Below are 23,857 nucleotides of genomic sequence, written 5' to 3' on the forward strand. Positions count from 1 at the left end.
CGTGCGGCTCAAGTGCATCAAGTTGGCGGGGTTCAAATCCTTCGTCGACCCGACCACGGTGACTTTCCCCAGTAACATGGCGGCAGTGGTCGGCCCCAACGGCTGCGGCAAGTCGAACATCATCGACGCCGTCCGCTGGGTGATGGGCGAGAGCTCGGCGAAGAACCTGCGCGGCGAGTCGATGACCGACGTCATCTTCAACGGCTCCACCAGCCGCAAGCCGGTGAGCCAGGCGAGTATCGAGCTGGTGTTCGACAACTCCGACGGCACGCTGGTCGGCGAGTACGCGGCCTACGCGGAAATCTCCATCCGCCGCAAGGTCACCCGCGACAGCCAGAACAGCTATTTCCTCAACGGCACCAAGTGTCGGCGCAAGGACATCACCGACATCTTCCTCGGCACCGGCCTCGGGCCGCGCAGCTACTCGATCATCGAGCAGGGGATGATCTCCAAGCTGATCGAGGCCAAGCCGGAAGACCTGCGCAACTTCATCGAGGAAGCCGCGGGCATCTCCAAGTACAAGGAGCGTCGGCGCGAAACGGAAAACCGTATCCGCCGCACCCACGAAAACCTGGCGCGCCTGACCGACCTGCGGGAAGAACTCGAGCGCCAGCTCGAACGTCTGCACCGCCAGGCCCAGGCCGCCGAAAAGTACCAGGAATACAAGGCCGAGGAGCGCCAGCTCAAGGCACAACTGTCGGCCTTGCGCTGGCAGGCGTTGAACGACCAGGTCGGCCAGCGTGAGTCGATCATCGGCAACCAGGAAATCAGCTTCGAAGCCCTGGTGGCCGAACAGCGCAACGCCGATGCCAGCATCGAGCGCCTGCGTGACGGCCACCATGAACTGTCGGAACGCTTCAACCAGGTGCAGGGACGCTTCTATTCGGTCGGTGGCGATATCGCCCGGGTCGAGCAGAGCATCCAGCACGGCCAGCAGCGCTTGCGCCAGTTGCAGGACGACCTGCGCGAGGCCGAGCGTTCGCGGCTGGAAACCGAGTCGCACCTGGGGCATGACCGCACCCTGCTGGCGACCCTCGGCGAAGAGCTGGCGATGCTCGAACCCGAGCAGGAACTGACCAGCGCCGCCGCCGAAGAGGCCGCCGCCGCGCTGGAAGAGTCCGAGACCACCATGCACGCCTGGCAGGAACAGTGGGACGGTTTCAACCTGCGTTCGGCCGAGCCGCGGCGCCAGGCGGAAGTCCAGCAGTCGCGCATCCAGCAACTGGAAGCGAGCATGGAGCGCCTGGGCGAGCGACAGCGACGTCTGGTCGAGGAACGCGCGTTGCTCGCGGCAGACCCGGAAGACGAGGCGATCCTCGAACTCACCGAGCAGTTGGCCGAGAGCGAACAGACCCTGGAAGACCTGCAGGCCAGCGAGGAGGGCCAGGTCGAGCGCCTGGAGCAACTGCGCCAGGACCTGCACAACGCCACCCAGGAACAGCAACAGGCCCAGGGCGACCTGCAACGGCTGGTTGGCCGTCTTGCGTCCCTGGAGGCCTTGCAGCAGGCGGCACTCGATCCCGGTACCGGCACCGCCGAATGGCTGCGTGAACAGCATCTGGCCGAGCGCCCGCGCCTGGCGCAGGGGCTGAAGGTGCAGCCGGGTTGGGAGCTGGCGGTGGAAACCGTGCTCGGTGCCGACCTGCAGGCGGTGCTGGTGGACAACTTCGCCGGGCTCGACCTCGGCGGTTTCCAGCAGGGCGACCTGCGCCTGCTCAGCCCGGCGGCGGACGGGATCCGCATTGCCGGCAGCCTGCTGGAAAAGGTCGAGGCCGATATCGACCTGTCACCCTGGCTGGGCCAGGTCAAGCCGGTCGACAGCCTGGAACAGGCCCTGGCCTTGCGTGGGCAACTGGCGGTCGGCGAGAGCCTGATCAGCCGCGACGGTTACTGGGTTGGCCGGCATTTCCTGCGGGTGCGCCGCGCCAGCGAAGCGGAAAGCGGCGTGCTCGCCCGAGGGCAGGAAATCGAGCAATTGCAGCTCGATCGCGAAGCCCTGGAGGAAACCCTGGCGACCCTCGAAACCCGGCTGCAAACCCTGCGCGCCACCCAGCGTCAGCAGGAAACCGGTCGCGAGCACCTGCGCCGGCTGCTGCAGGACGAAGCCCGCCAGCAGGGCGAACTGAAAGCCAAACTGTCCGCCGCCAGGGCCAAGGTCGAGCAGTTGCAACTGCGCCGTACCCGGCTCGATGAGGAAGTGGAAGAGCTGGCCGCGCAGCGCGCCCAGGAACACGAAGAAACCGGCGAGGCCCGCCTGCAGTTGCAGGAAGCCCTCGATGCGATGGCGGTGGATGCCGAGCAGCGTGAGCTGCTGCTGGCCGAGCGTGACAGCCTGCGCGAACGCCTCGACCGGGTGCGCCAGGAAGCCCGCCAGCACAAGGATCACGCGCACCAGTTGGCGGTACGCCTGGGGTCGCTGAAGGCCCAGCACGACTCCACCCGCCAGGCCCTCGAACGCCTGGAGTTGCAATCCGAACGCCTGATGGAAAAACGCGAGCAGTTGAGCCTGAACCTGGAGGAGGGTGAGGCCCCGCTCGAGGAACTGCGCCTCAAGCTCGAGGAGCTGCTCGACCGGCGCATGAGCGTCGATGTCGAACTCAAGACCGCGCAACTCGCCCTGGAAGATGCCGACCGCGAACTGCGCGACGCCGAGAAGCGCCGCAGCCAGGCCGAGCAGCAGGCCCAGCTGATTCGCGGCCAGCTCGAACAGCAACGGATGGAGTGGCAGGCCCTCACGGTACGCCGCAAGGCCCTGCAGGACCAGTTGCTGGAAGATGGCTACGACCTGCATGGGGTACTCGCCACCCTGGTCGCCGGGGCCAGCGAGAAGGACGCCGAGGAAGAGCTCGAACGCATTGCCGGGCGTATCCAGCGCCTGGGGGCGATCAACCTCGCGGCCATCGATGAATATCGGCAACAATCCGAGCGTAAACGTTACCTGGATGCGCAGGACGCCGACCTGGTCGAAGCCCTGGAGACTCTGGAAAACGTCATCCGCAAGATCGACAGGGAAACCCGCAATCGCTTCAAGGACACCTTCGACCAGATCAACGGTGGTCTGCAAGCTTTGTTTCCAAAAGTGTTCGGCGGTGGCAGCGCCTATCTGGACCTGACCGGCGACGATCTGCTCGATACCGGCGTGACCATCATGGCGCGGCCGCCGGGGAAAAAGAACAGCACCATTCACCTGTTGTCCGGTGGCGAGAAGGCCCTGACCGCCCTGGCCCTGGTGTTCTCCATCTTCAAGTTGAACCCGGCACCGTTCTGTATGCTCGACGAAGTTGACGCACCGCTGGATGACGCTAACGTTGGACGTTATGCCCGGTTGGTCAAGGAAATGTCCGAGTCGGTGCAATTCATCTATATCACCCACAACAAGATCGCCATGGAAATGGCCGATCAACTGATGGGGGTCACGATGCACGAGCCCGGCTGTTCGCGGCTGGTGGCGGTGGATGTCGAGGAGGCCATGGCAATGGTCGACGCCTGAGGCGGCCGGCGAGGGCAACGGATTCAAGGCGCAAGGTGCTTTCCTCATGCCTTGCGGGAACTAGCACCGATCATTGGGGACTTATTAATGCATACCCTGTACGACAGACGGTGTAAAGTTGCCTTTGGTCGTGTTAATTTAATGTCCAATTTTCTTGTGCGTGGGAAAAAATGCCTGTCAGAACATAGAGTTGGCACCACGCTTTAAAGGGTTTTCCGCCCTTTCTTCATAGAACCATTATTTTAGAGGCACGGGATACATGGAAATCGGTCTGCGCGAGTGGCTGATCGTCATCGGCATCATTGTCATCGCCGGTATTCTTTTTGATGGCTGGCGCCGGATGCGCGGTGGCAAGGGCAAGCTCAAGTTTCGTCTGGACCGCAGTTTCTCGAACCTGCCGGACGACGACTCCAATCCCGAACTGCTGGGCCCGGCCCGCGTGCTGGAAACCCACAAGGAACCCGAGCTGGACGAGCATGACCTGCCGTCGGTGAGCATGCCGGCGCGCGAGCCACGGGAAAAACCGTCCAAGCGCGGCAAGCGTGCCAGCGAGCCGACCCAGGGCGACCTGAACCTGAATCTCGACCTCGAAGAACAGGGCCCGAGCTTCAGCAGCCGTGATGACGACTTCGTCGACGACCACAAGCCGGCCGCGCGCCAGGACAAGGAGCGTCACGACAAGGAGCAGCCGGCGGCCGAGGAAGTGCTGGTGATCAGCGTGATCAGCCGCGACCCGAACGGCTTCAAGGGGCCGGCCCTGCTGCAGAACATCCTGGAAAGCGGCCTGCGTTTCGGCGAGATGGACATCTTCCACCGCCACGAAAGCATGGCCGGCAACGGCGAAGTACTGTTCTCCATGGCCAACGCGGTGAAGCCTGGCGTGTTCGACCTCGACGACATCGACCACTTCACCACCCGGCGGTGAGCTTCTTCCTCGGCCTGCCTGGCCCGCGTTATCCGAAGCAGGCGTTCGACGTGATGGTGGCTGCGGCGCGCAAGCTGTCCCAGGAACTCAATGGCGAGCTGAAGGACGACCAGCGCAGCGTGCTGACCGCCCAGACCATCGAGCACTACCGCCAGCGCATCGTCGAGTTCGAACGCCGCGCGCTGACCCAGAAGCGCTGATTGGTTGGACAGGCTTGCCGGCCCTTTCGCGGGCAAGCCCAGATTCTGTAGGAGCCGGGCTTGCCCGCGAATAGGCCCTCCAGCTCACCGCCGAAACCGCACTAACATATTGAGCAGCCCCGGCTGCTCTTTTGCTTTCCGAGAGACCTCCATGACCTCCGCCCAGACCCGTATTCTAGAGCTGCGTGCTGAACTGGATCAGCACAACTACCGCTACCACGTGCTCGACGAACCGAGCATCCCGGACGCCGAATACGATCGCTTGTACCACGAGCTCAAGGCCCTGGAAGCCGAACACCCGGAACTGGTCACCGCCGACTCGCCGACCCAGCGCGTCGGCAGTGCCGCGCTGACGGCGTTCACCCAGGTCCGCCATGAAGTCCCGATGCTGAGCCTGGGCAACGCCTTCGAAGAAGTCGACATGCGCGAATTCGATCGGCGGGTCAGCGAAGGCCTCGACCTGCCGGCCGGCGACCTGTTCGGTGGCGGCGGTGCCGTCGAATACAGCTGCGAACCGAAACTCGATGGCCTGGCAGTCAGCCTGCTGTACCAGGACGGCCTGCTGGTGCGCGGCGCCACCCGGGGCGACGGCACCACCGGCGAAGACATCAGCGTCAACGTGCGCACCGTGCGCAACATTCCCCTCAAACTGCAGGGCACTGGCTGGCCGGCGACCCTCGAAGTGCGCGGCGAAGTCTTCATGTCCAAGGCCGGCTTCGAACGCCTCAACGCCGCGCAGGCGGAGGCGGGCGGCAAGACCTTCGCCAACCCGCGCAACGCCGCGGCGGGCAGCCTGCGCCAGCTCGACTCGAAGATCACCGCCAGCCGCCCGCTGGAGTTCTGCTGCTATGGCCTGGGCCAGGTGTCGCACGACATCGCCGACAGCCACATCGGCAACCTGCAACAGCTCAAGGCCTGGGGCATGCCCATCAGTCACGAGCTGAAACTGGCCAAGGGCATCGACGAATGCCTGGACTACTACCGCGCCATCGGCGAGCGGCGCAATGCGTTGCCCTATGAAATCGACGGCGTGGTGTTCAAGGTCAACAGCCTGGCCTCCCAGCGCGAGCTGGGCTTCCGTGCCCGCGAACCCCGCTGGGCGATCGCCCACAAATTCCCGGCGATGGAAGAACTCACCGAACTGCTCGACGTCGAATTCCAGGTCGGCCGCACCGGAGCGGTCACCCCGGTGGCCCGGCTGAAACCGGTCAAGGTCGCCGGTGTGACCGTCTCCAACGCTACCCTGCACAACATGGACGAAGTGGCGCGCCTGGGCCTGATGATCGGCGACACCGTGATCATCCGCCGCGCCGGCGACGTCATCCCGCAGGTGGTCCAGGTGGTCACCGAGCGCCGCCCGGAAAACGCCCGCGCCGTGCAGATTCCCGAGAGCTGCCCGGTGTGCGGTTCCCACGTCGAACGCACCCAACTGATCAAGCGCAGCAAGGGCCGCGAAACCATCAGCGAAGGCGCGGTGTACCGCTGCGTCGGTCGCCTGGCCTGCGGCGCGCAACTCAAGCAGGCGATCATCCACTTCGTCTCCCGCCGCGCGATGGACATCGAAGGCCTGGGCGACAAGACCATCGAACAACTGGTGGACGAAAACCTGATCGCCTCGCCGGCCGACCTCTATACCCTCAAGCGCGAAGACATCGTCGACCTCGAAGGCTTCGCCGAACTGTCGACCAGCAACCTGCTGCAAGCCATCGCCGACAGCAAGCAACCGAGCCTGGCGCGCTTCATCTACGCCCTGGGCATCCCGGACGTTGGCGAGGAGACCGCCAAGGTCCTGGCACGCTCCCTGGGTACGCTGGAGCGGGTCATGCAAGCGCTGCCATCGGTGCTGACCTACCTGCCGGACATCGGCCTGGAAGTGGCCCACGAGATCCACAGCTTTTTCGAGGACGAACACAACCGCACGGTGATCGGCCAATTGCTCGAACGCGGCCTGGTGCTGCAGGACCAGGGCGAGCTGGGCGCCGAGTTCGCCGCCAGCACCACCCTCGGTGGGCTCATCGCCAAGCTCGACATCAGCTCGGTAGGACCGACTGCGGCGGAAAAACTGGCGGCGAAGTTCGGCTCGGTCGAAGGCATCATCAAGGCCGACTGGCTGGACCTGCGCCAGGCCCTGAATGAAAAGCCGGCGAAGGCCGTACGGGAGTTCTTCGACGTACCGGGCAATGCCGAACGGGCGCTGGCGATCGAGGCGCAACTGCGTGATTTCGGCATGCACTGGCAGAGTGAGAAAAAGACCGTCGAAGGCCTGCCGCTGACCGGCCAGACCTGGGTGCTGACCGGCTCGCTGGAACTGATGAGCCGCGACGTGGCCAAGGACAAGCTGGAAAGCCTGGGGGCCAAGGTCGCCGGTTCCGTCTCGGCCAAGACCCATTGCGTGGTCGCAGGCCCAGGCGCCGGCTCAAAGCTGACCAAGGCCAACGAACTGGGCCTCAAAGTGCTGGATGAAGAGGCGTTCGTCGCCCTCCTGAAAACCCACGGCATCGAAGCCTGAGGTCGCGCCAGGCTTGCTCCCGCCTGGGCACTGCACCGGCCTGTACCGTGGCTTGCATTCACCTGTAGGAGCCGGGCTTGCCCGCGAAGAACGGTCACGCGGGCTCCCTGAAGGCCCGCAGTGCCCTGTCGATTGATCATTCCCACGCGGAGCGTGGGAATGATCGGCACAGTGCCAGCGTCGTTCGCCGGATTCATGCGCGGCGCGAGCACTGGTGGGATTCATCCGCGAATATGCCTTCACAAACACTGCCTGGCTCCCTGTTACCAGCACTCTGCCTGGCTGATTTTTCACTGCCTGTCAGTCAGAAAAATCCTCAAGTGCAGCGGATTTTCCTACCCATTCACGCCAATGCAGAGAAGGGCGCCGCAGAGCCTTCTTCCAGGTGCTAATTGTCGAAAGATCTCTTTAACTTGCGTGAAGTTTCCTAGAAAATCCCAACCCGTTGCGCCTGTTCCGGCTGGGCTCTAGTCTGCGTCTTGTCACCGCAAAATCGGTGATACGGACGTGCAAGTCCGGTTTGGTGGAGCGCAGCACATATCCAGGGTTTTCAGGCATCTCGGTGTCTGGGTCTTGTGTTATGGCGGCTGTACGTGGGAGATCTTCGGGATCTGCCGGGAATGCTCCTTTGCCACCGGTCTTGCACACCTGCGTATAGCTGCCACCTTCTTTCGTGTGCAAGCGAACGGTGGCGGCTCCATTTGGCATTAAGGAGCATCACCATGTTCAAGATCACCCCCAACCCCCCAGCCGAAGACCTGTCATCCCCCGCCGGCCAACGCGCCGTCGACCGAGCCTTCGCCCACTACGAACTTTCCTCCCTGACCAGGCGACGCTCACGACGCGAACCGCTGGCGGCCGAAGACACCCTGGCCCAAATCCACGAAATCCTCCAATCCGCCTCCGCGACCGCCTACGAATGCGCGGATCACCTGCAAGGCACCACCCGCAAACTGGCCCTGGCCGTCGTGCACCTGGTCGACCTGGCCCAGGTCCGCGTCGACGAGCTTCTGGATGCAAAACAGATAGCCACCTGATCTCGGTGCCAGGTTCCAGACGTGGAGCAGCTTGCCGGCCCATTCGCGGGCAAGCCGCGCTCCTACAGGGCCGCGTCGTGCACATACGGCGGCACGCCACACTTCTGTAGGAGCCGGCGGTGCGGCGACCCGACTTGCCCGCGAATAGGTCCTCAAGTACCGCTGACGACCCTGGAGCCTCCCACATCTCTGCCGCCTGTCCGGGTGCCGATGCTCTTCCGGCCTGCCTCCAAACAGACAAGTGCTTGACCCCCATCGAATTTTTACAGCACCTGGCGGTTGTAACTTCCCGTTATCCAGGTACAATGGCGCGGCTCGCTGCCAGGCGAGTGTTGTCATGGTGACCCCATCGGTCCCCCCGCAACGATTACCCGTCAACCTGGTCAGGCCCGGAAGGGAGCAGCCACAGCGGGAACATTGTGTGCCGGGGTGTGGCTGGTGGGGTTGCCTCCAGTTACCTAACTGGCTGATTCTTAACGGTTTTTCACCCTTTACCACGCGGTGGTAGAATGAGTGATACATCCGTGTCGACCATCCCGTCTTACCTCTTGTTATCCCGCCACTCGGTCTATTACTTCCGAATCGTGGTGCCGGATGTCATTCGCCCAGTGTTCTCCCAAAGGAGATTCGTCGTTCCCTGCAAATTCGTTGCAAGCGGGAGGCGCTGATCCGTGGGCCGGACTACAGGCGTTTCATAAAAGCGCGCCCTCCAGAGAAGACGCGCTTAATTTCTTTATCTACGGCCTTTGGAACGATGCTTGGTGGCTAGCCCAAAACGTGCTTTCTGTTCGTGCTGCTCAACGATCAAGAAATCCCTGAATACCGGATGAATCTCCCAAAGAGTTTGCTGGATATCATTCCAGCGTGCTTTTACCAAAAGCCCCGGATCTTCGTGGGGAAGTATGAAGCGATAACCTTCTCGTTGTCTGTCATCTGGATCGTGTCCCAGGAAGTGGTTTAACTGAAGCAACCGAAGGCGCCCTGCGGGCGAAAGAGGAGGGGCATCGTGGTTCTTGGCTAACGTTGAGTCTGAACGCGAAATGCGCGAAAACGCGACTAATCTATTTCTCGATCACTTATCCCAGGGCGCGGGCAGGCCCATGTCGTAGCCTCTATGGCTGCTCGACATGAAGGTTACGACGAGAAAAAAGCAAGGCCCCGTGACCATGACGAAAGTCTTCCACATGATCAGCACATCGCTATGAGGCAGCCAGGCCGTTGGAAACAGAATGCTCAGCAATCCTGCCAGCGCCAATAGGATGCCAAGCCACTTGCGCCATCGATGTGGTTTTATCCACCGGTCAACCACGTACGCTACCACGAACATCAACGCGAGCTGCTCTGGGGGGATGAGCATGGTGGACCTCAGCTTTTGATGATCAAGACGATGGACGAGTGCTGTGGTCCGATACCCCCTTGGACCTTGGCGTCCAGGGCTATTAGCACATCACCTGCGTGACAGCGCCGGAGGCGGCTGGAAACGAAAGCCGAAGCTCCTGCATGTGCTGGTAGAGCTACCAATGGGTGTTTCATTCTTCCAACTGCGAAGCTGATTATTCCGGAAATCACGCTGGTAACTACCCAGCGCTGATCGTTCAGCGCATCGCCCTGGTCTCGATTCAACGGTTTTGAAATGGCGACTGACATGACACAAGGAAGGTGCTTGGCCTGCATGCGGTCGTACAGCTCTTTCACTTTTTCGACAATCTGATAGTTGTGCTGTCTTACGGCTGCAAAGTGGAGCGTGTTGAGCTGATAACGGTTGTCCTCCCTGACGGTGAATTCGCTGATGTCGAAGCACCCTCCGATGAGCAACGATCCTGTATGCCCTGTCGATTCGCATTTATGGCCTCACGTCACAAGTGCTCGATTCTTCGAAGTTGCCTTGATACCGCCTCGTTCAGGATTCAGTATCGTCCTGCAATGCCGCCTGAACTTTCCCAAATGGCTGGCGAAAATTACGGTGTAGAGTGACGACGTCGGGTGCAAATGAGCGAGATTCATTTTTCAGCGCGTCAAGTCGTGAAAATAAATCTGTCGCCGTCTTGCCGTCTTGATCCACTGGCATCTTTATCAATGTTTCGATGGTGGCATATGGCCTTGCCTTGATTGTAAGTATCCTAGAGAATCCGCGCTGTCTGTGCGGCCCTAGGGGTGACGGGGTCTGTACAGCATGGACGTTTTTACGGTAGAAGGAGAAGGGTGTGAAAAAGCTGTTCAAGTGGGTAGGGATCGTTATTGGTATCCTGTTTGTCATCGGTTTCATCAGCAATGCAATGAAATCGCCTGAACAGAAGCAGGCTGAGGCGGCTGCTCTGGCTCAGGCCAGCAAGGACAGGGCGCAGGTGGAACTGGAGAAGGCTAAACAGGAGCTGGCGGCTCTCCCCGCAGTGTCGGCAGGCGATATTGCCGTTGCCTACAATGAGAACACCGTTGCTGCCGATCAGAAGTTCAAAGGCAAGAAGTTCAAGGTCTCGGGTACGGTATCTGATATCAATACCGATTTCATGGGCAATCCTTATCTGACGCTGCGTGGTGGTGTGAATCAGTTCATGGAGCCACAGTTCTCGTTCGACAAGTCCGATGCCAACTCGCTTGCATCGCTCAAGAAGGGCGTCAAGGTAACCCTGATCTGTGTTGGTAAGGGGGACGTGGCAAAAATCCCAATGTCGGGCTCCTGCGCACTGCTCTGATTATTGTAATGACCGTTTGACGAAGGGGCCCATCCAGGATGGGCCCTTTTTATTTTGGTCCGCCTGTATTCTCTTACCTCTTGAGGGACCGCAAATCGCCGCCCACAACTCCCTCGGTGACAACTCATAATGCTTGCGAAACCGCACTGCAAAGTACAAGAGCGGTACGGATCAACGCCCACTCGCCCAGCGCTTGTAATCCGCTGGCGTCATCCCTGTCAGTTGAATAAAAGCTCGGCGGAACGAGGTTTCCTCACTGTACCCACACTTGAGCGCCACCTGCTTGACGCTGGCCCCCGGCGTTTCCAGCAGCACGCAGGCCGTTTCGATGCGCACGCGGGTGATAAAGGTCTTGGGCGACTCGTTGCTCAGTTCCCTGAGGCGCCGGTGCAGGGTTCTTTCGCTCAGGTTCAGGGCATTGGCCAAGCCTTCGGCAGTTATCCCCGGATGGGCATGGCGGACGATCTGTTCGGCCTGCAGCAGCAGGGGATCGGCCGCGTTGATAAAACCTCGCGGCGCATAGATGGCCTGGGGCAGCGGCAGGCTGTCGGCCACCGAAACATCGGCCGCCAACTTGGCCACCGCCGGGCCGGCCTGGCGACGGATGACATGCAGCGCCAGGTCGACCCAGGACAACGGGCCGCCGGTGGTGATGATGCCATCCTGTTCTTCGACCGCCGTGCCCCACACGGTCCGGGCCTTGGGGAAACGCTGCTTGAAGGCATGGTGCAGCCACCAGGTGGTGGTGCAGCGTCGGCCATCAAGCAGTCCGGCTTCGCCCAGCACGAAGGTGCCGGCACAGGCTGCGCCCACCAGCCCACCATTTTCATGCCGTTCCTTGAGCCAGCCCGCCGCCTGGCGAATCGAGTCCGAGAGCGGCGGCAACTTGTCGGCACCCAGCGCCATGCCGGTGACCAGGGCGACATCGCACCGGGCCAAGTCATTGAATGAACCGTCCACCGGAATCAGGCGACCCTGGGATCACGCAGCGCCTGGCCATCCGCGCTGACGATGGTGGTCTGGAATTCCACCCGGCCTGGATCCGGCAGGCTTGCCACCGTTCCCTCCGGCGGTGAGCGCAGGGCCTGGTTGGTGATCCAGAACAGATCGGCCAGGCCGGTGATCGCAGACAGCAAACTGCCTTCTACCGCGACAATCGCAATGCGCATGGGAAAGGTGGCTCGGTGAGGTGACAGGTTTGGCGAGTTTTGCATGAAACATGGCTTGTTTGCCATCTGCTGTCGTTGCAAGTACCTCGATAGACTGGCTCCCATCAACGGATCAAGGCACTGCGTCATGAATGGGTTCATGTGTTCACATCGTTCCACCAGGCTTCAGGTTGGCAATGGGCCTCACTCTTTCAAATGGCTGGGGCGCCTGGCGGCCGCGGTCGGGCTGACGGTGCTCTTCAGCGGCGCGCCGGTCGGCGCCGCACCCGCTGCGGGGCGTGTGCGCAATATCGTGCTGGTGCACGGTGCCTTTGCCGATGGCTCCAGTTGGTCGCAGGTTATCTCCCGGCTGCAAGCCAAGGGCTACCACGTTACGGCGGTGCAGAACCCCCTGACTTCATTGGCCGACGATGTCGGCGCCACCGTGCGCGTCCTGCGGCGGCAACAGGGCGACGTGCTGCTGGTGGGGCATTCCTGGGCCGGCGCGGTGATCAGCCAGGCGGGTAATGCCAGCAATGTCAAAGGCCTGGTCTATCTCTCCGCCCTGGCACCCGACAGCGGCGAATCGGTGGCGGACCTGCTGGAAAAATTCAAGGCGCCGATGGATGGCCTGACGCCGGACAGCGAGGGGCTGATCTGGCTGGAGGATCCGCAGGTGTTCCAGCAAGTGATGGCCGCTGACCTGCCGCTGAATAAGGTGCGGGTGCTGGCCGCGACCCAGCAACCGATCGCCGTCGCCAGCTTTGCTGGCAAGGTCCGGCATGCGGCGTGGCACGACAAGCCGAGCTGGTACCTGAAGACGACAAGTGACCAGGCCCTGCGCCCGGATGTGCAACAAGCCCTCGCCCAGCGAATGGGCGCCAGGATCACTTCAGTCGATTCCAGCCACCTGTCGTTGCTTTCCCACCCCGATGCGGTGGCCGGTTTGATCGATCGAGCGGCAAGGGAAGCCGGCCAGTGAGCCGTTTCAGGGAAACCTGGAGAACGGGATAACCCAACCGATGAACGTGAGGTGTGAATGAACATTCTGCATATCGACTCCAGCATCCTGGGCGAGGGCTCCGTGACGCGCGAGCTGTCTGCCGAGCTTGTGGCGCAACTGCGTGCCCGCCATCCCACTGCCAGGGTCACGTACCGCGACCTGGCCGAGCACGAAGTCCGTCACCTGAACGGTGCCATCGCCGCCGGGTTCCGGCAGCCGGGGGCGGCGAGTGGGATGAGGCCACGGTGCGCGAGCACCAGGTTTCCGAAACGCTGGTGACCGAGTTTCTGCACAGCGACCTGCTGGTGATCGGCGCGCCCATGTACAACTTTTCGCTATCGAGCCAGTTGAAGGCCTGGCTGGACCGCATTGCCCAGGTAGGGCGCACGTTCAAGTACACGGAAAACGGTCCGGTTGGCCTGTCGGCCGGCAGGCGGGTGATCGTGGTTTCGGCGCGCGGCGGTTTCTATGCGCAAGGCCCTTTCGCCCACATGGACTTCCAGGAGAACTATCTCAAGGCGTTCTTCGGTTTCCTGGGGATTGGCGATGTGCAGTTTGTTCGTGCCGAAGGGGCGTCGAAAGGCGACCAGGTACGACAGCAGGGGATCACACGGGCCAGGTTGGCCATTGCCGATGTACTGAGCGGTTTGCCGGTTTCCGCCTGACTCCACACCTTGATGAGGATAGACCCATGCTATTTGCCATTACGCTGAGCTACACTCGTCCGATCGAGCAGGTCAAGGCTCATCTGGATGCTCACAAGGACTGGCTGGTGCAGTTCATCAAGGCCGGCCGCATCCTGGTGGCCGGGCCACTGCAACAGCAGGGCGGCGGGTTCATCCTCGCGCAGGGAGAGGGTGTTTCCGATATCGAGCGGATGCTGGCCGAGGATCCGTTCGTTGTTTACCAACTGGTGACTTTCGACATTCGCTGCTGCGAGCCGGCGATCCGTTCCAGCAGCTTTCCCGAACAGTGGGCGCCGGAGGCCAGGGCGGTCTAGGCTGTGTACGAAATTGTTTGAAACGCAGGTTAGGCAAGGCAAAAACCGGCGAGGAAGCGGAGTTTACTGGAGTAAATGAGCATTCCGAGCCGGTTTTTAACGCTGCATAACCAAGTTTCAAGCGATTTCGTACATAGCCTAGATTGCCGCCCGCAACTCCCTCGGCGACAACCCGTAATGCTTGCGAAACCGCACCGCAAAGCGTGACGCCGAGGCATACCCGCTCGCCGCGGCAATCTCGCCAATCGGCCTTGGCGTGGTCTGCAGCCAGTGCAGCGCCATGCCCAGCCGGACGTTTTCCAGGATATTGCTGAAACTGTCGTCCTCGTTCGCCAGTTGGCGCCGCAAGGTCGAGGCCCCCAGATGCAGGCGTTCGGCGACATCGGCCACCGTCCAGTCCCGTGCCGGAGCGCTCATGACGATCTGCTGCACGCGTTCGCACAGCGGGTCGCGGCGGTCCAGCAGTACCGGCCCGGCCCAGCCGCCCAGGGTCAGCGCCAGCAGCACCGCTTCGGCGTAATGAATGCGCAAGGCCTCCGGCGCGTCGGTGTTGATGGCTTCCAGCAGGCTTTCCCAGGCACCGGTGATGTGCCGGTCCAGTGGTACGCAGAGTTCCTGCTGGCCGACCTGGGCGGGCAGGACGTTGATCTGCTGGCCGTGACGAGCGCTGAAGGCGCGTAGCAGCTCCGTGGGGAAACTCACCGTATCGGCGATGTAGTAACCCTGCGCACCGGGAAAGTTGTTGATCGCCAGTTCACGCCCCGCCGGCAGCAGGATCAGGTGCCTGGAGCCTACGCGCATCTGCCGGTCGTCCCAGCTCATCAGCTTTTCCCCCTGGCGAATCCGGCACAGGGTGGTGATGAAGATCGGCACCCGCTGCAGCGCATGGGGCTGGCGGGCCTGGATCACGCTGGTGCCGAGGCGGCTTTCGCGATGCTGGGGCCGGCAGGTGCGTGCATGGTTACGGGCGTCCGTAGGTGGCGGTGAGGGTGGCCTTGCCCAGGGCGTTGGCGTTGAGCATGTAGCCTACCAGGGCGCCGCTGGACTGTTCGTCGACCGGCAGTCTATCCGTCTTCAAGGCCCACACGGTGAACTGGTAACGGTGCGGTTTATCGCCTGGCGGTGGGCAGGCGCCGCCGAAGCCGGGTTGGCCGTAGTCGGTGCGCCCCTGCACGGAGCCTGCGGGCAACTGGCCGCCCTTGCTGCCGGCGCCGGAAGGCAGTTCATGGGTGGTGGCGGGGAGGTTGACCACGGTCCAGTGCCACCAGCCGCTGCCGGTCGGGGCGTCCGGGTCGTAGGCGGTGATGGCGAAGCTTTGGGTGCCCGCCGGGGCATTCTGCCAGGACAGTTGCGGCGAGGTGTTGCCGCCGCTGCAACCAAAGCCCTGGAAGACTTCGCGGCTGGTCAGTGGCTTGCCGTCGCTGATGTCGTGGCTGCTGACGGTGAAGTCGGCGGCCTGGGCGGCAACGCTCATGGTGAGGGCGGCGAGGAGGAAGGGGATTTTCATGGGCGTCTCGTCTTTGGGTGGAAAGGCGAGTCTATGGGGTGGCGCAAGCCGGTGTTGTGCCGCGGCGCTCGGGTGTTGTGCCGAAACGCTCGGGTAGTGTCAGGGTGAGGGCTTCTGCGGGCAAGCCCGCTCCCACAGCGGGAGGCGGGCTGCCGGAAGGATCATTTGCGTTTGAACAGCTTGCCGAGGAAGCCGGCGATGGCCACCAGGCCCAGGATGATGAACTTCTTGAAGGCCAGCAGGGCTACGCCGATCTTGGCGAACAGGCCGGCCTTGGCGGCGATGCCGCCGGCGACCAGGGCGGCCAGGCCGTACGGCGCCAGCTTGTCGGTCTTGGCGTCGTAGTCGGCGTAGCGATTGCCGTCGGTAAAGTTGGTGAAGGCGAGGATCTTCGGCGTTTCCTGCTTGATGGTCTGCAGGTCGGCCATCGCCGCCACGGCATTGAGTTCCAGCACGCCCTCGCGACCCAGCACGCGGATGCTGTAGTTCAGGGTGGTCTGGTCGGCGTCGTCGGCCTTCAGCTCGCGGGCCCAGTACATCTTGTGGGTGCCCTGGTCGTAGCTCGGGGGCTCGGCCCAGCCCAGCAGTGTCAGGCCGGCGTAGCCCTGCTTGCGCCGCTCCTTGTTGTCTTCCTCGTCATCGGCCTGCATCTGCTTGAGCAGGTCGGCGTAGTCGATCTTGGCCGCGTCATCGTCGGAAATGTGGCCGTCGTTCTTGTAGCTGATGATCACGCCCCAGCCATTGTCGGCCAGCGGGCTGACGGCGGTCGGGATGATCATGCCGAGGGTCTTGTGGCCTGGCGGGTTGCCCCAGGCTTCGGTCAGCAGCCGCTCGGTGTCGTCCGGCGACAGGTAGTAGAACTCGTTGTTGAGCTGCAGGGTGGCGATGCCGCTGGGCAGGGTGATGTTGCCGTGCTGTTGCTTGAGGGTGGCCAGCCATTGTTCGGCGGTCTGGTGCGGCTGCTCGCTGGCGGTTGGCGCAGGCGCGGGGTGTTGGCGGCAATGGCGGGCAAAGTGGTCGCGCTGAGCAACACTGCCACCAACAACTGGCGCAGGTGTTTCATCGTAGTCCCTTACATTTTGAATTAATTTGGTCGGGCAGGATAACCGAAAGGACTGGTCAATCGCCAGATTGTCGTGTCCACAGCCTACTGCGGCGTGGTCTCCAGGCGCTCCTGCAACAGCCGGGCGAAGGCCTCTCGGGCTGGGTGGCGGGTGGTTTCCTTGTGCCAGATGAAGCTGTTCTGCACCGGTGTCAGTTCGTCGAAACGATAGGTCGCCAGCCCCGTCGATTGCTCGAAGCGGCGCAGGATGCCTTCCGGCACCAGCGATACGCCGGCCCCGGCGTTCACGCAGCCAATGATGGTGCCCCAACTGCCATAGCTGGCGATCGGCGGGTTGCGATCGTGTTCCTGTACCCAGTTCTTCAGCGCAGCGCGATAGGGGCAGCCGCTGGGCCACATGATCAGGGTGCGGCCCAGCAGGTCATGGGCACTGTGGATCGCTGGGCTGCCGGCGGCGCTGATCAGCACCAGGTTCTCGCGGTAGAGCGCAGCGCTGGCGATTTTCGGGTGATGGATGTCGACGGCCACCAGGGCGCCGTCGAGGCGGCGCTGGCGGACGTCCTCCATCAACTGCGTCCAGGTGCCGGTGATCAGCTCCAGGCTGACCTCGGGGTAGGCCTGGTGGTACTCGGCGAGCAGCGCCGGCAGGTGCACGGTCGCGCAGGACTCGATGGCGCCAATGCGCAAGGTCCCGCAAGGGCGGGTGTTGGCGTCGACGGCACGCTTGGCTTCGTCCACCAGGTTGAGGATCTTCGCGCAGTACTCCAGGAAAATCTGTCCGGCCGGGCTGATGCTCAGGCCGCGCCCGGCGCGCACGAACAGTTCGGTGCCCAGTTCGGCTTCCAGTTGCTTGATGCGCGTGGTGATGTTGGACGGCACGCAATGCAGCCGTTGCGCGGCGAGGGCGATGCTGCCGGTTTCGGCAACGGCTTTAACCATGCGCATTTGCGCCAGTTCCATGATTCACTCCCGGTGAATTCTCGTCTCAATATTCGTCAATTGTGCTGATCGCCAGGTCGCTCGAGACTGGAGGCATTCCCTAGATCATCTTGGATGTCGTCCTGCCGTGAAAGCCCTGTCTTCGATAAAAGTTTCCCTTGCCACCGCCTCGGTCATTCTCTGCTGGGCCTATTCGCCGACCGGTATCCACATCGGCCTGGAAAACTACAGCCCGGGGCACCTGGCCCTGCTGCGGTTTCTGATCGCCTCGCTGTTCATGGCCGGCGTGGCGCTGGCAAAGGGCATCGCCTTGCCCCGCCTGCGCGATCTGCCGTGGCTGTTCGTGCTGGGTTTTTTCGCGATTTTCCTCCATCACGTCAGCATCAATTATGGCCAGCAATGGGTCACGCCGGGAGCGGGCAGTGTGCTGGCCCAGTCGACGCCGTTGTTCAGTACGCTGATCGCGTATTTCTGGCTCAGGGAGTCGGTGAGCGGCTGGCGCTGGCTGGGCGTGCTTGCCGGGTTCGTCGGGGTATTGGTGGTGATCTGGGGGGATCGCGGGATTGGCACGTTCAATCCCCAGGGGTTCCTGATCGTGCTGGCGGCGCTGTCCTGGAGCATCTATTTCGCCTTGCAGAAACACTACGCCCATCACTACAGCGGGCTGACCACGGTGTGCTACATGGTCTGGGCCGGCACGCTGCTGCTGTGCGTCTATCTGCCGGGGCTGGGGCAGGCGGTGACCCAGGCGTCGCTGCGGGTGAATGTCGCGGTGCTGGTGCTGGGGATCTTTCCCAGCGCCCTGGCCTACCTGGCCTGGGCCTATGTGCTGACGCATTCGGCGGTCAGCCGTTCAGCGGTTGCGTTGTACCTGATTCCACCGGTGGCGATCGTGATGGCGGCGCTGGTGTTGGGGGTTGGCGTGTCGCCGATGGTGCTGCTGGGTGGGGCGATCGTGCTGGGGAGCGTGCTGGCGTTGCAGTTGGAAGGGCGCAAGGGGGACACGATTCGCGGCGGTTCGGTGCCACGGCAAGCCAGTCCCCACAGGGGCGAGGGTGCCCGTGGGATGGCGTCGGAGGAGCTTGTGCCCCAGGTCCGGCCCCGTGGGGCGGACCTGAAGTGAGGTGATTCAGGGCTTGGACAAGGCGAGATCGACCGCGGCGATCAGTTTTCCCAGGTCCTTTGAGGGGGCTTTGTGAATGACGCCGAACAGGTAGGCACGCTGCTCGTCCTCGTCGCCCATATCCGCGAAAAACACTTTCAGTTTTACCCCCAGCACATCGGCGAACAGAAACAGCGCGTCCACGCTTGGGGTGTAGCTGCCGGTTTCGAAGCGGCTGATGGTTTTGGGGTCAAAACCGGTTCTCTCGCCAAGTTCAGCCTGAGTCAGCCCCGCTACCTTGCGATAGCGTCTAATGGCCATACCCAAACTTGAAATTTCCATCGCTCAATTCCCATTTAGAATCAAGAACTTAACGATAAATCTTTGCATTAGGCAACACCATGATTCATCACCTTCTATTGCATAATGTGATGTAATTCGTAGAATCGGCGGATCGGACAGATTTTTGGTGATCGGGTTTGAAGCGGCCGTTTTGCAAGCCGGGAAATCCTTGTATTTCCCCGGGCGGCATGCCAGGCGCGCCAAACCGAGCCTTCGGGTGTCTATTTTGCGGGTTTCAGCGGTCCATGCTTCGATCTGCTGACAACCTCGGTTTAACTCTAGTTGATCTTCGTCGAAGTTCTGCCGAACAGCGTGCATTGCTCCCTTGTGGGGGCGGGCTCGGCTGTGGTGGCGAACGGGTGCTGGTCTCTGCGGGGGCGGATGCCCGGTCGAGCGGTTCAACCGAATTGCCCAAGTGAACTGACTCATGGACGAGACGTACCGCAAGGTGGTGGATGCAGCAGCGATTTTCTCCGAGACGGACCTGAACGGCCGGATCACCTACGTCAACGAGCCGTTCTGTGCCATTTCCGGCTACAGCCGCGAGGAGCTGCTGGGGCAGAACCACCGGATGCTCAATTCCGGCTTTCACCCGACCGAATTCTTTGACGACATGTGGCGCACCCTGACCCGTGGGCAGGTATGGAAGGGCGAAGTGTGCAACCGCGCCAAGGACGGCTCGCTGTTCTGGCTAGACAGCACCATGGTGCCGCTGCTGGATGATGTGACGGGGCAGGTGCGCAAGTACATGTCGATCCGCTTCGATGTCAGTGAAAAGCAGCGTTTGCTGCAGACCTTGCAGTGGCGCGTAGGCCATGACGTGCTGACCGGCCTGCCCAACCGGGCCTTTCTCTCCGAACTGCTGAACCAGGCCCTGGACTTCGCCCGGCGCGAGCGGATTCCCCTGGCGGTGTGCATGCTCGATCTCGATGGCTTCAAGGCGGTCAACGACAGCTACGGGCATGCCTGCGGCGATGCGTTGCTGGTGGAAGTCGCCGCGCGGTTGCGCGGGATCATGCGCGGCGAGGATGTGGTGGCGCGCCTGGCGGGCGATGAGTTCGTGCTGATCCTGCGCTACGTGCACGATAGCCAGGCGTTGCGCGCCGCCTTGCAGCGGGTGCTGTGGGCGATCTCGGCGCCGTACTCGATTCGCGGGCAGGAACTCCACGTCTATGCCAGCATCGGCGTGACCCTGTTCCCGGAAGATGATGAGGATGCCGACACCCTGCTGCGTCACGCCGACCAGGCCATGTACATGGCCAAGCAGGGCGGGCGCAACCGCTTCCACCTGTTCGATGTGTCGCTGGACCAGGAGATCAGGGCCACCTACCAGACCGTTGAACTGATACGCCAGGCCCTGGCCGCCGATGAACTGCGGCTGGTCTATCAACCCAAGGTCAACCTGCGTACCGGCCAGGTGCTCGGTTTCGAGGCGCTGGTGTGCTGGCAGAATCCGCAACGCGGCCTGCTCGAAGCCCACGAGTTCCTGCCGCTGGTGGCGCAGACGGATGTGATCGGCGAGATCGGCGAATGGGTCATCGATGGTGTCCTGGCGCAGATACAGGCCTGGCGGCGGGTGGGCTACCACTGGCCGGTCAGCCTGAACATCGCGGCGCGGCACTTCCAGCGCGCGGATTTCGTGGCGCGGCTGCAGGCATTGCTGGCCCGTTATGCCGAGGTGCCGGCGCAGATGCTGGACCTGGAGATCGTCGAATCGGTGGCCATCGAGAACATCCAGCGGGTGAGCCAGTGCCTGCTGGCGTGCCAGGCGCTGGGGGTGCGCTTTTCCCTGGATGATTTCGGCACCGGCTATTCGTCGCTGAGCCACCTCAAGCGCCTGCCGACCCAGACCATCAAGATCGATCGTTCCTTCGTTCGCGATATTCTCCACGACCAGGATGACCTGGCCCTGACCACGGCGATCATCGGCCTGGCCCGGGCGTTTGGCCGCGAGGTGATTGCCGAGGGGCTGGAAACGGCCGAGCAGGGGCAACTGCTGATCAGCCTGGGGTGCGACGTGGCGCAGGGTGGATTCATTGCCCGACCGATGGCGGCGCAGGCGGTGCCGGGTTGGGTCGCCGGGTTCGTTCCCTCGCCACTGTGGCGTACAGCGCCCGACATCGTGTAGGCGTTGGCTTGCTGGCGATAACGGCCACGCAATTGACTGGCTGGCCGCCTGCGGCGGATCGCCAGCAGGCATCAGCAGCGGCACGCCTCATATATAGTCGCTTTGCGGGTCGGGCAGCCAGGACAGATTAGAGAACCGCGCTGGATGCAATTTCCCCCCTGCTCCGCTAGCATTAGCGGTCTTCCGCTTTCCAGATGCGACGGTTATCGATGAGTTATCAGGTTCTTGCACGTAAATGGCGTCCGCGCTCGTTCCGCGAAATGGTCGGCCAGACCCATGTGCTCAAGGCGCTGATCAATGCTCTGGACAGCCAGCGGCTGCACCATGCCTATCTGTTCACCGGCACCCGCGGGGTGGGCAAGACCACCATCGCACGGATCATCGCCAAGTGCCTGAACTGCGAGACCGGCATCACTTCCTCGCCCTGCGGGACCTGTTCGGTATGCCGCGAGATCGATGAAGGGCGCTTCGTCGACCTGATCGAGATCGACGCCGCGAGTCGGACCAAGGTCGAGGATACCCGCGAGCTGCTGGATAACGTGCAGTACGCACCGAGCCGCGGGCGCTTCAAGGTCTACCTGATCGACGAAGTGCACATGCTCTCCAGCCACTCGTTCAACGCCTTGCTGAAAACCCTGGAAGAGCCGCCTCCCTACGTCAAGTTCATCCTGGCAACCACCGACCCGCAGAAACTCCCTGCAACGATTTTGTCGCGTTGCCTGCAGTTCTCCCTGAAGAACATGACCCCGGAGCGGGTGGTCGAGCATTTGACCCATGTACTCGGGGTCGAGAACGTGCCGTTCGAAGACGATGCCCTGTGGCTGCTCGGGCGCGCGGCCGACGGTTCGATGCGCGACGCGATGAGCCTGACCGACCAGGCCATTGCCTTCGGTGAAGGCAAGGTCCTGGCCAGTGATGTGCGGGCGATGCTCGGCACGCTGGACCATGGCCAGGTCTACGATGTGCTGCATGCGCTGATCGACGGCGATGCCAAGGCGCTGCTCGAAGCCGTGCGCCACCTGGCCGAGCAGGGGCCGGACTGGAACGGCGTGCTTTCGGAAATCCTCAACGTGCTGCACCGGGTGGCGATTGCCCAGGCGCTGCCCGAGGGGGTCGACAACGGCCATGGCGACCGCGACCGGGTGCTGGCCCTGGCCCAGGCGCTGCCGGCCGAGGACGTACAGTTCTACTACCAGATGGGCCTGATCGGTCGGCGCGACCTGCCGCTGGCACCGGATCCGCGTGGTGGCTTCGAGATGGTCCTGCTGCGGATGCTCGCCTTCCGCCCGGCCGACAGCGCCGCGGCGCCCAGGCAGCCACTAAAGCCAGTGGGGATCAGCCAGGCCACAGTTGATTCCGCGAGCAAGGTGGCTGGGCCGGCCACTGCCGCGCCGGCGGCCGTTGCTCCCGTGGTCGAGGCGCCTGCCGCGCCAGTTGCCCCCTCGGCTCCGCCATCACCGGCCCCGGCTGCGGTGGTCGAGGCTGTACCCGAGCCCGAGCCCGAGCCCGAGCCCGAGCCCGAGCCCGAGCCGGTTGCCTGCGAGCCGGAGCCCGAGCCCGTTGCTGCGGCCGTCGAGGAAATCGACCTGCCGTGGAATGAGCCTGCCCAGGCTGCGCCACAGCCGCAGGCACCCGAGCCCGAGCCGGTCGAAGAGCCGGTGCCGGAGGTCGTTGCCGAACAACCGGAAGCGCCGCATGCGCAGTCAACGGCTCCGGAATGGGCGGCCGCGCCGATCCCCGAGTCGATTCCAGCGCCGATGAGCAGCAGCGCGGCGGGCCCCGATCGCGACGATGAGCCGCCGCTGGACGAAGACTACATCGAGCCGGACATGGATTCGGCCTACAGCTACCTGGATGAGTTGGCGACCGAACACGCCGCCGAGCTGGAGCCGCAGCCCGAGCCCGAACCGCTGCCCGCGGCGCAACCGGCAACCGGCCTGGCCCTGGAGTGGCTGCAGCTGTTCCCGAAACTGCCGATTTCCGGCATGACCGGCAGCATCGCCGCCAACTGCACGCTGATCGCGGTCGACGGTGACGACTGGCTGTTGCACCTGGACCCGGCCCACAGCGCCCTGTTCAACCCGACGCAGCAACGGCGCCTCAATGAAGCGCTGAACCAGTATCACGGGCGCACGCTGAAACTGAGCATCGAGCTGATCAAGCCCGAGCAGGAAACCCCGGCCCAGGCGGCCGCGCGTCGTCGGCACGAGCGACAGAACGAGGCCATCGCCTCGATTCATGCCGATCCGTTCATCCAGCAAATGATGCAACAGTTCGGCGCGGTGGTCCGTGACGATACTATTGAACCTGTCGATGCCCTGGTGACCCAGGGCTAATAACTGAAAGGTGCGAGGCAACCGCCTCGTACCGCTTGTCCAAGCAACTTTGAGGTGATTCCCATGATGAAGGGTGGCATGGCCGGCCTGATGAAGCAGGCGCAGCAGATGCAGGAAAAAATGGCCAAGATGCAGGAAGAGCTGGCCAACGCCGAAGTCACCGGCAAGGCCGGCGGCGACATGGTCAGCGTGGTCATGACCGGCCGTCATGACGTCAAGCGCGTGAGCATCGACCCGAGCCTGCTCGAAGGCGTCAGCGATGACGACCGTGAAGTACTGGAGGATCTGTTTGCCGCCGCGGTCAACGATGCCGTGCGCAAGATCGAAGCCAACAGCGCCGACAAGATGTCCGGCATGACCGCTGGCATGCAACTGCCACCGGGCTTCAAGCTGCCATTCTAAGGCCGCTTGCTGTTGAACGATGCCAGGCTTGAC

General features: G+C 62.8%; 18 protein-coding genes, 1 other RNA gene and 3 pseudogenes. 13 read left to right on the forward strand and 9 right to left on the reverse strand.

All coding sequences use genetic code 11. The annotated features are described in order from the left end of the window. The first annotated feature begins 1 nt into the window (after window position 1). From smc to ffs, 5 genes and pseudogenes are all read left to right on the forward strand, one after another. The gene (gene smc / locus ACZ5KU_RS09175) at window positions 2-3,490 is read left to right on the forward strand and encodes a chromosome segregation protein SMC (RefSeq protein ID WP_054063903.1); all 3,489 of its coding nucleotides are present in this window, start codon (window positions 2-4) and stop codon (window positions 3,488-3,490) included. A 259-nt stretch (window positions 3,491-3,749) separates the two neighbouring features. Continuing rightward, window positions 3,750-4,615: pseudogene (gene zipA / locus ACZ5KU_RS09180) on the forward strand (cell division protein ZipA). Window positions 4,616-4,766: 151 nt separating this feature from the next. Next, window positions 4,767-7,124 (forward strand): NAD-dependent DNA ligase LigA, encoded by a 2,358-nt coding sequence (gene ligA / locus ACZ5KU_RS09185; RefSeq protein WP_464737048.1) that lies wholly within the window; start codon window positions 4,767-4,769, stop codon window positions 7,122-7,124. Between the two features lie 722 nt (window positions 7,125-7,846). Further along, window positions 7,847-8,161, forward strand: coding sequence for a DUF6124 family protein (locus ACZ5KU_RS09190; protein ID WP_416772451.1), 315 nt, complete (start codon window positions 7,847-7,849; stop codon window positions 8,159-8,161). Between the two features lie 347 nt (window positions 8,162-8,508). Further along, window positions 8,509-8,605: signal recognition particle sRNA small type (gene ffs / locus ACZ5KU_RS09195), an RNA gene on the forward strand. Between the two features lie 628 nt (window positions 8,606-9,233). Here ffs and ACZ5KU_RS09200 read toward each other — a convergent pair. Together ACZ5KU_RS09200 and ACZ5KU_RS09205 are read right to left on the reverse strand one after the other, a co-directional pair. Next, complete coding sequence (locus tag ACZ5KU_RS09200; RefSeq protein WP_464737049.1) at window positions 9,234-9,518, reverse strand: hypothetical protein; 285 nt, start codon at window positions 9,516-9,518, stop codon at window positions 9,234-9,236. An 8-nt stretch (window positions 9,519-9,526) separates the two neighbouring features. Then, on the reverse strand, window positions 9,527-9,976 hold the full coding sequence (locus ACZ5KU_RS09205) for a hypothetical protein (RefSeq protein ID WP_464737050.1): 450 nt from the start codon (window positions 9,974-9,976) through the stop codon (window positions 9,527-9,529). Between the two features lie 389 nt (window positions 9,977-10,365). On the opposite strand from ACZ5KU_RS09205, the gene ACZ5KU_RS09210 reads away from it, so the two are divergent. Continuing rightward, the gene (locus ACZ5KU_RS09210; RefSeq protein WP_464737051.1) at window positions 10,366-10,854 is read left to right on the forward strand and encodes an OB-fold protein; all 489 of its coding nucleotides are present in this window, start codon (window positions 10,366-10,368) and stop codon (window positions 10,852-10,854) included. Window positions 10,855-11,025: 171 nt separating this feature from the next. Here ACZ5KU_RS09210 and ACZ5KU_RS09215 read toward each other — a convergent pair whose 3' ends face one another. Then, entirely contained in the window at window positions 11,026-11,814 is a 789-nt protein-coding gene (locus ACZ5KU_RS09215; protein ID WP_464737052.1) for a GlxA family transcriptional regulator, read from the reverse strand. A gap of 5 nt (window positions 11,815-11,819) precedes the next feature. Then, the gene (locus ACZ5KU_RS09220; RefSeq protein ID WP_464737053.1) at window positions 11,820-12,023 is read right to left on the reverse strand and encodes a hypothetical protein; all 204 of its coding nucleotides are present in this window, start codon (window positions 12,021-12,023) and stop codon (window positions 11,820-11,822) included. A gap of 127 nt (window positions 12,024-12,150) precedes the next feature. Here ACZ5KU_RS09220 and ACZ5KU_RS09225 point away from each other — a divergent pair, with 127 nt between their 5' ends. From ACZ5KU_RS09225 to ACZ5KU_RS09235, 3 genes and pseudogenes are all read left to right on the forward strand, one after another. After that, a complete protein-coding gene (locus ACZ5KU_RS09225) occupies window positions 12,151-12,984 on the forward strand; it encodes an alpha/beta fold hydrolase (RefSeq protein WP_464737054.1) in 834 nt (277 codons plus the stop codon). Window positions 12,985-13,041: 57 nt separating this feature from the next. After that, a pseudogene (locus tag ACZ5KU_RS09230) lies at window positions 13,042-13,670 on the forward strand (FMN-dependent NADH-azoreductase). A 26-nt stretch (window positions 13,671-13,696) separates the two neighbouring features. Further along, window positions 13,697-14,005: a YciI family protein gene (locus ACZ5KU_RS09235; RefSeq protein ID WP_054063898.1), complete on the forward strand. Its 309-nt coding sequence runs from the start codon at window positions 13,697-13,699 to the stop codon at window positions 14,003-14,005. Window positions 14,006-14,143: 138 nt separating this feature from the next. Here ACZ5KU_RS09235 and ACZ5KU_RS09240 read toward each other — a convergent pair whose 3' ends face one another. The 4 genes and pseudogenes from ACZ5KU_RS09240 to ACZ5KU_RS09255 form a co-directional block, all read right to left on the reverse strand. After that, complete coding sequence (locus ACZ5KU_RS09240; protein WP_464737055.1) at window positions 14,144-14,914, reverse strand: helix-turn-helix transcriptional regulator; 771 nt, start codon at window positions 14,912-14,914, stop codon at window positions 14,144-14,146. Window positions 14,915-14,966: 52 nt separating this feature from the next. Next, a complete protein-coding gene (locus tag ACZ5KU_RS09245; protein WP_054063897.1) occupies window positions 14,967-15,512 on the reverse strand; it encodes a kinase inhibitor in 546 nt (181 codons plus the stop codon). 161 nt (window positions 15,513-15,673) lie between these two features. Further along, window positions 15,674-16,575, reverse strand: a pseudogene (locus ACZ5KU_RS09250) (DUF2167 domain-containing protein). Window positions 16,576-16,659: 84 nt separating this feature from the next. Beyond that, window positions 16,660-17,535: a LysR family transcriptional regulator gene (locus ACZ5KU_RS09255; protein ID WP_054056848.1), complete on the reverse strand. Its 876-nt coding sequence runs from the start codon at window positions 17,533-17,535 to the stop codon at window positions 16,660-16,662. 106 nt (window positions 17,536-17,641) lie between these two features. Between ACZ5KU_RS09255 and ACZ5KU_RS09260 the strand changes: the two genes are divergently transcribed. Continuing rightward, window positions 17,642-18,637: a DMT family transporter gene (locus ACZ5KU_RS09260; protein WP_464737056.1), complete on the forward strand. Its 996-nt coding sequence runs from the start codon at window positions 17,642-17,644 to the stop codon at window positions 18,635-18,637. Between the two features lie 6 nt (window positions 18,638-18,643). Here the strand turns inward: ACZ5KU_RS09260 and ACZ5KU_RS09265 are convergent, their stop codons facing one another. Continuing rightward, window positions 18,644-18,958, reverse strand: coding sequence for a helix-turn-helix domain-containing protein (locus ACZ5KU_RS09265; protein WP_054056846.1), 315 nt, complete (start codon window positions 18,956-18,958; stop codon window positions 18,644-18,646). A gap of 427 nt (window positions 18,959-19,385) precedes the next feature. On the opposite strand from ACZ5KU_RS09265, the gene ACZ5KU_RS09270 reads away from it, so the two are divergent. From ACZ5KU_RS09270 to ACZ5KU_RS09280, 3 genes are all read left to right on the forward strand, one after another. After that, complete coding sequence (locus ACZ5KU_RS09270) at window positions 19,386-21,086, forward strand: putative bifunctional diguanylate cyclase/phosphodiesterase (RefSeq protein ID WP_416772478.1); 1,701 nt, start codon at window positions 19,386-19,388, stop codon at window positions 21,084-21,086. Between the two features lie 209 nt (window positions 21,087-21,295). Further along, a complete protein-coding gene (gene dnaX / locus ACZ5KU_RS09275; protein ID WP_464737057.1) occupies window positions 21,296-23,422 on the forward strand; it encodes a DNA polymerase III subunit gamma/tau in 2,127 nt (708 codons plus the stop codon). A 63-nt stretch (window positions 23,423-23,485) separates the two neighbouring features. Further along, window positions 23,486-23,824 carry a YbaB/EbfC family nucleoid-associated protein gene (locus tag ACZ5KU_RS09280; protein ID WP_054060347.1) on the forward strand — a complete coding sequence of 113 codons (339 nt, stop codon included), beginning with the start codon at window positions 23,486-23,488 and terminating at the stop codon, window positions 23,822-23,824. Window positions 23,825-23,857 lie beyond the last annotated feature (33 nt).

It is taken from the genome of Pseudomonas sp. Tof1, assembly GCF_055390395.1.

What these genes read in the sequence shown, in the direction of transcription:
- dnaX (WP_464737057.1), top strand. Translation starts at nt 21,296, where the DNA reads ATGAGTTATCAGGTTCTTGCACGTAAATGGCGTCCGCGCTCGTTCCGC.
- ACZ5KU_RS09225 (WP_464737054.1), top strand. Translation starts at nt 12,151, where the DNA reads ATGAATGGGTTCATGTGTTCACATCGTTCCACCAGGCTTCAGGTTGGC.
- ACZ5KU_RS09280 (WP_054060347.1), top strand. Translation starts at nt 23,486, where the DNA reads ATGATGAAGGGTGGCATGGCCGGCCTGATGAAGCAGGCGCAGCAGATG.
- ACZ5KU_RS09245 (WP_054063897.1), bottom strand. Translation starts at nt 15,512, where the DNA reads ATGAAAATCCCCTTCCTCCTCGCCGCCCTCACCATGAGCGTTGCCGCC.
- ACZ5KU_RS09255 (WP_054056848.1), bottom strand. Translation starts at nt 17,535, where the DNA reads ATGGAACTGGCGCAAATGCGCATGGTTAAAGCCGTTGCCGAAACCGGC.
- ACZ5KU_RS09200 (WP_464737049.1), bottom strand. Translation starts at nt 9,518, where the DNA reads ATGCTCATCCCCCCAGAGCAGCTCGCGTTGATGTTCGTGGTAGCGTAC.
- ACZ5KU_RS09220 (WP_464737053.1), bottom strand. Translation starts at nt 12,023, where the DNA reads ATGCGCATTGCGATTGTCGCGGTAGAAGGCAGTTTGCTGTCTGCGATC.
- ACZ5KU_RS09190 (WP_416772451.1), top strand. Translation starts at nt 7,847, where the DNA reads ATGTTCAAGATCACCCCCAACCCCCCAGCCGAAGACCTGTCATCCCCC.
- ligA (WP_464737048.1), top strand. Translation starts at nt 4,767, where the DNA reads ATGACCTCCGCCCAGACCCGTATTCTAGAGCTGCGTGCTGAACTGGAT.
- ACZ5KU_RS09270 (WP_416772478.1), top strand. Translation starts at nt 19,386, where the DNA reads ATGGACGAGACGTACCGCAAGGTGGTGGATGCAGCAGCGATTTTCTCC.
- ACZ5KU_RS09235 (WP_054063898.1), top strand. Translation starts at nt 13,697, where the DNA reads ATGCTATTTGCCATTACGCTGAGCTACACTCGTCCGATCGAGCAGGTC.
- ACZ5KU_RS09265 (WP_054056846.1), bottom strand. Translation starts at nt 18,958, where the DNA reads ATGGAAATTTCAAGTTTGGGTATGGCCATTAGACGCTATCGCAAGGTA.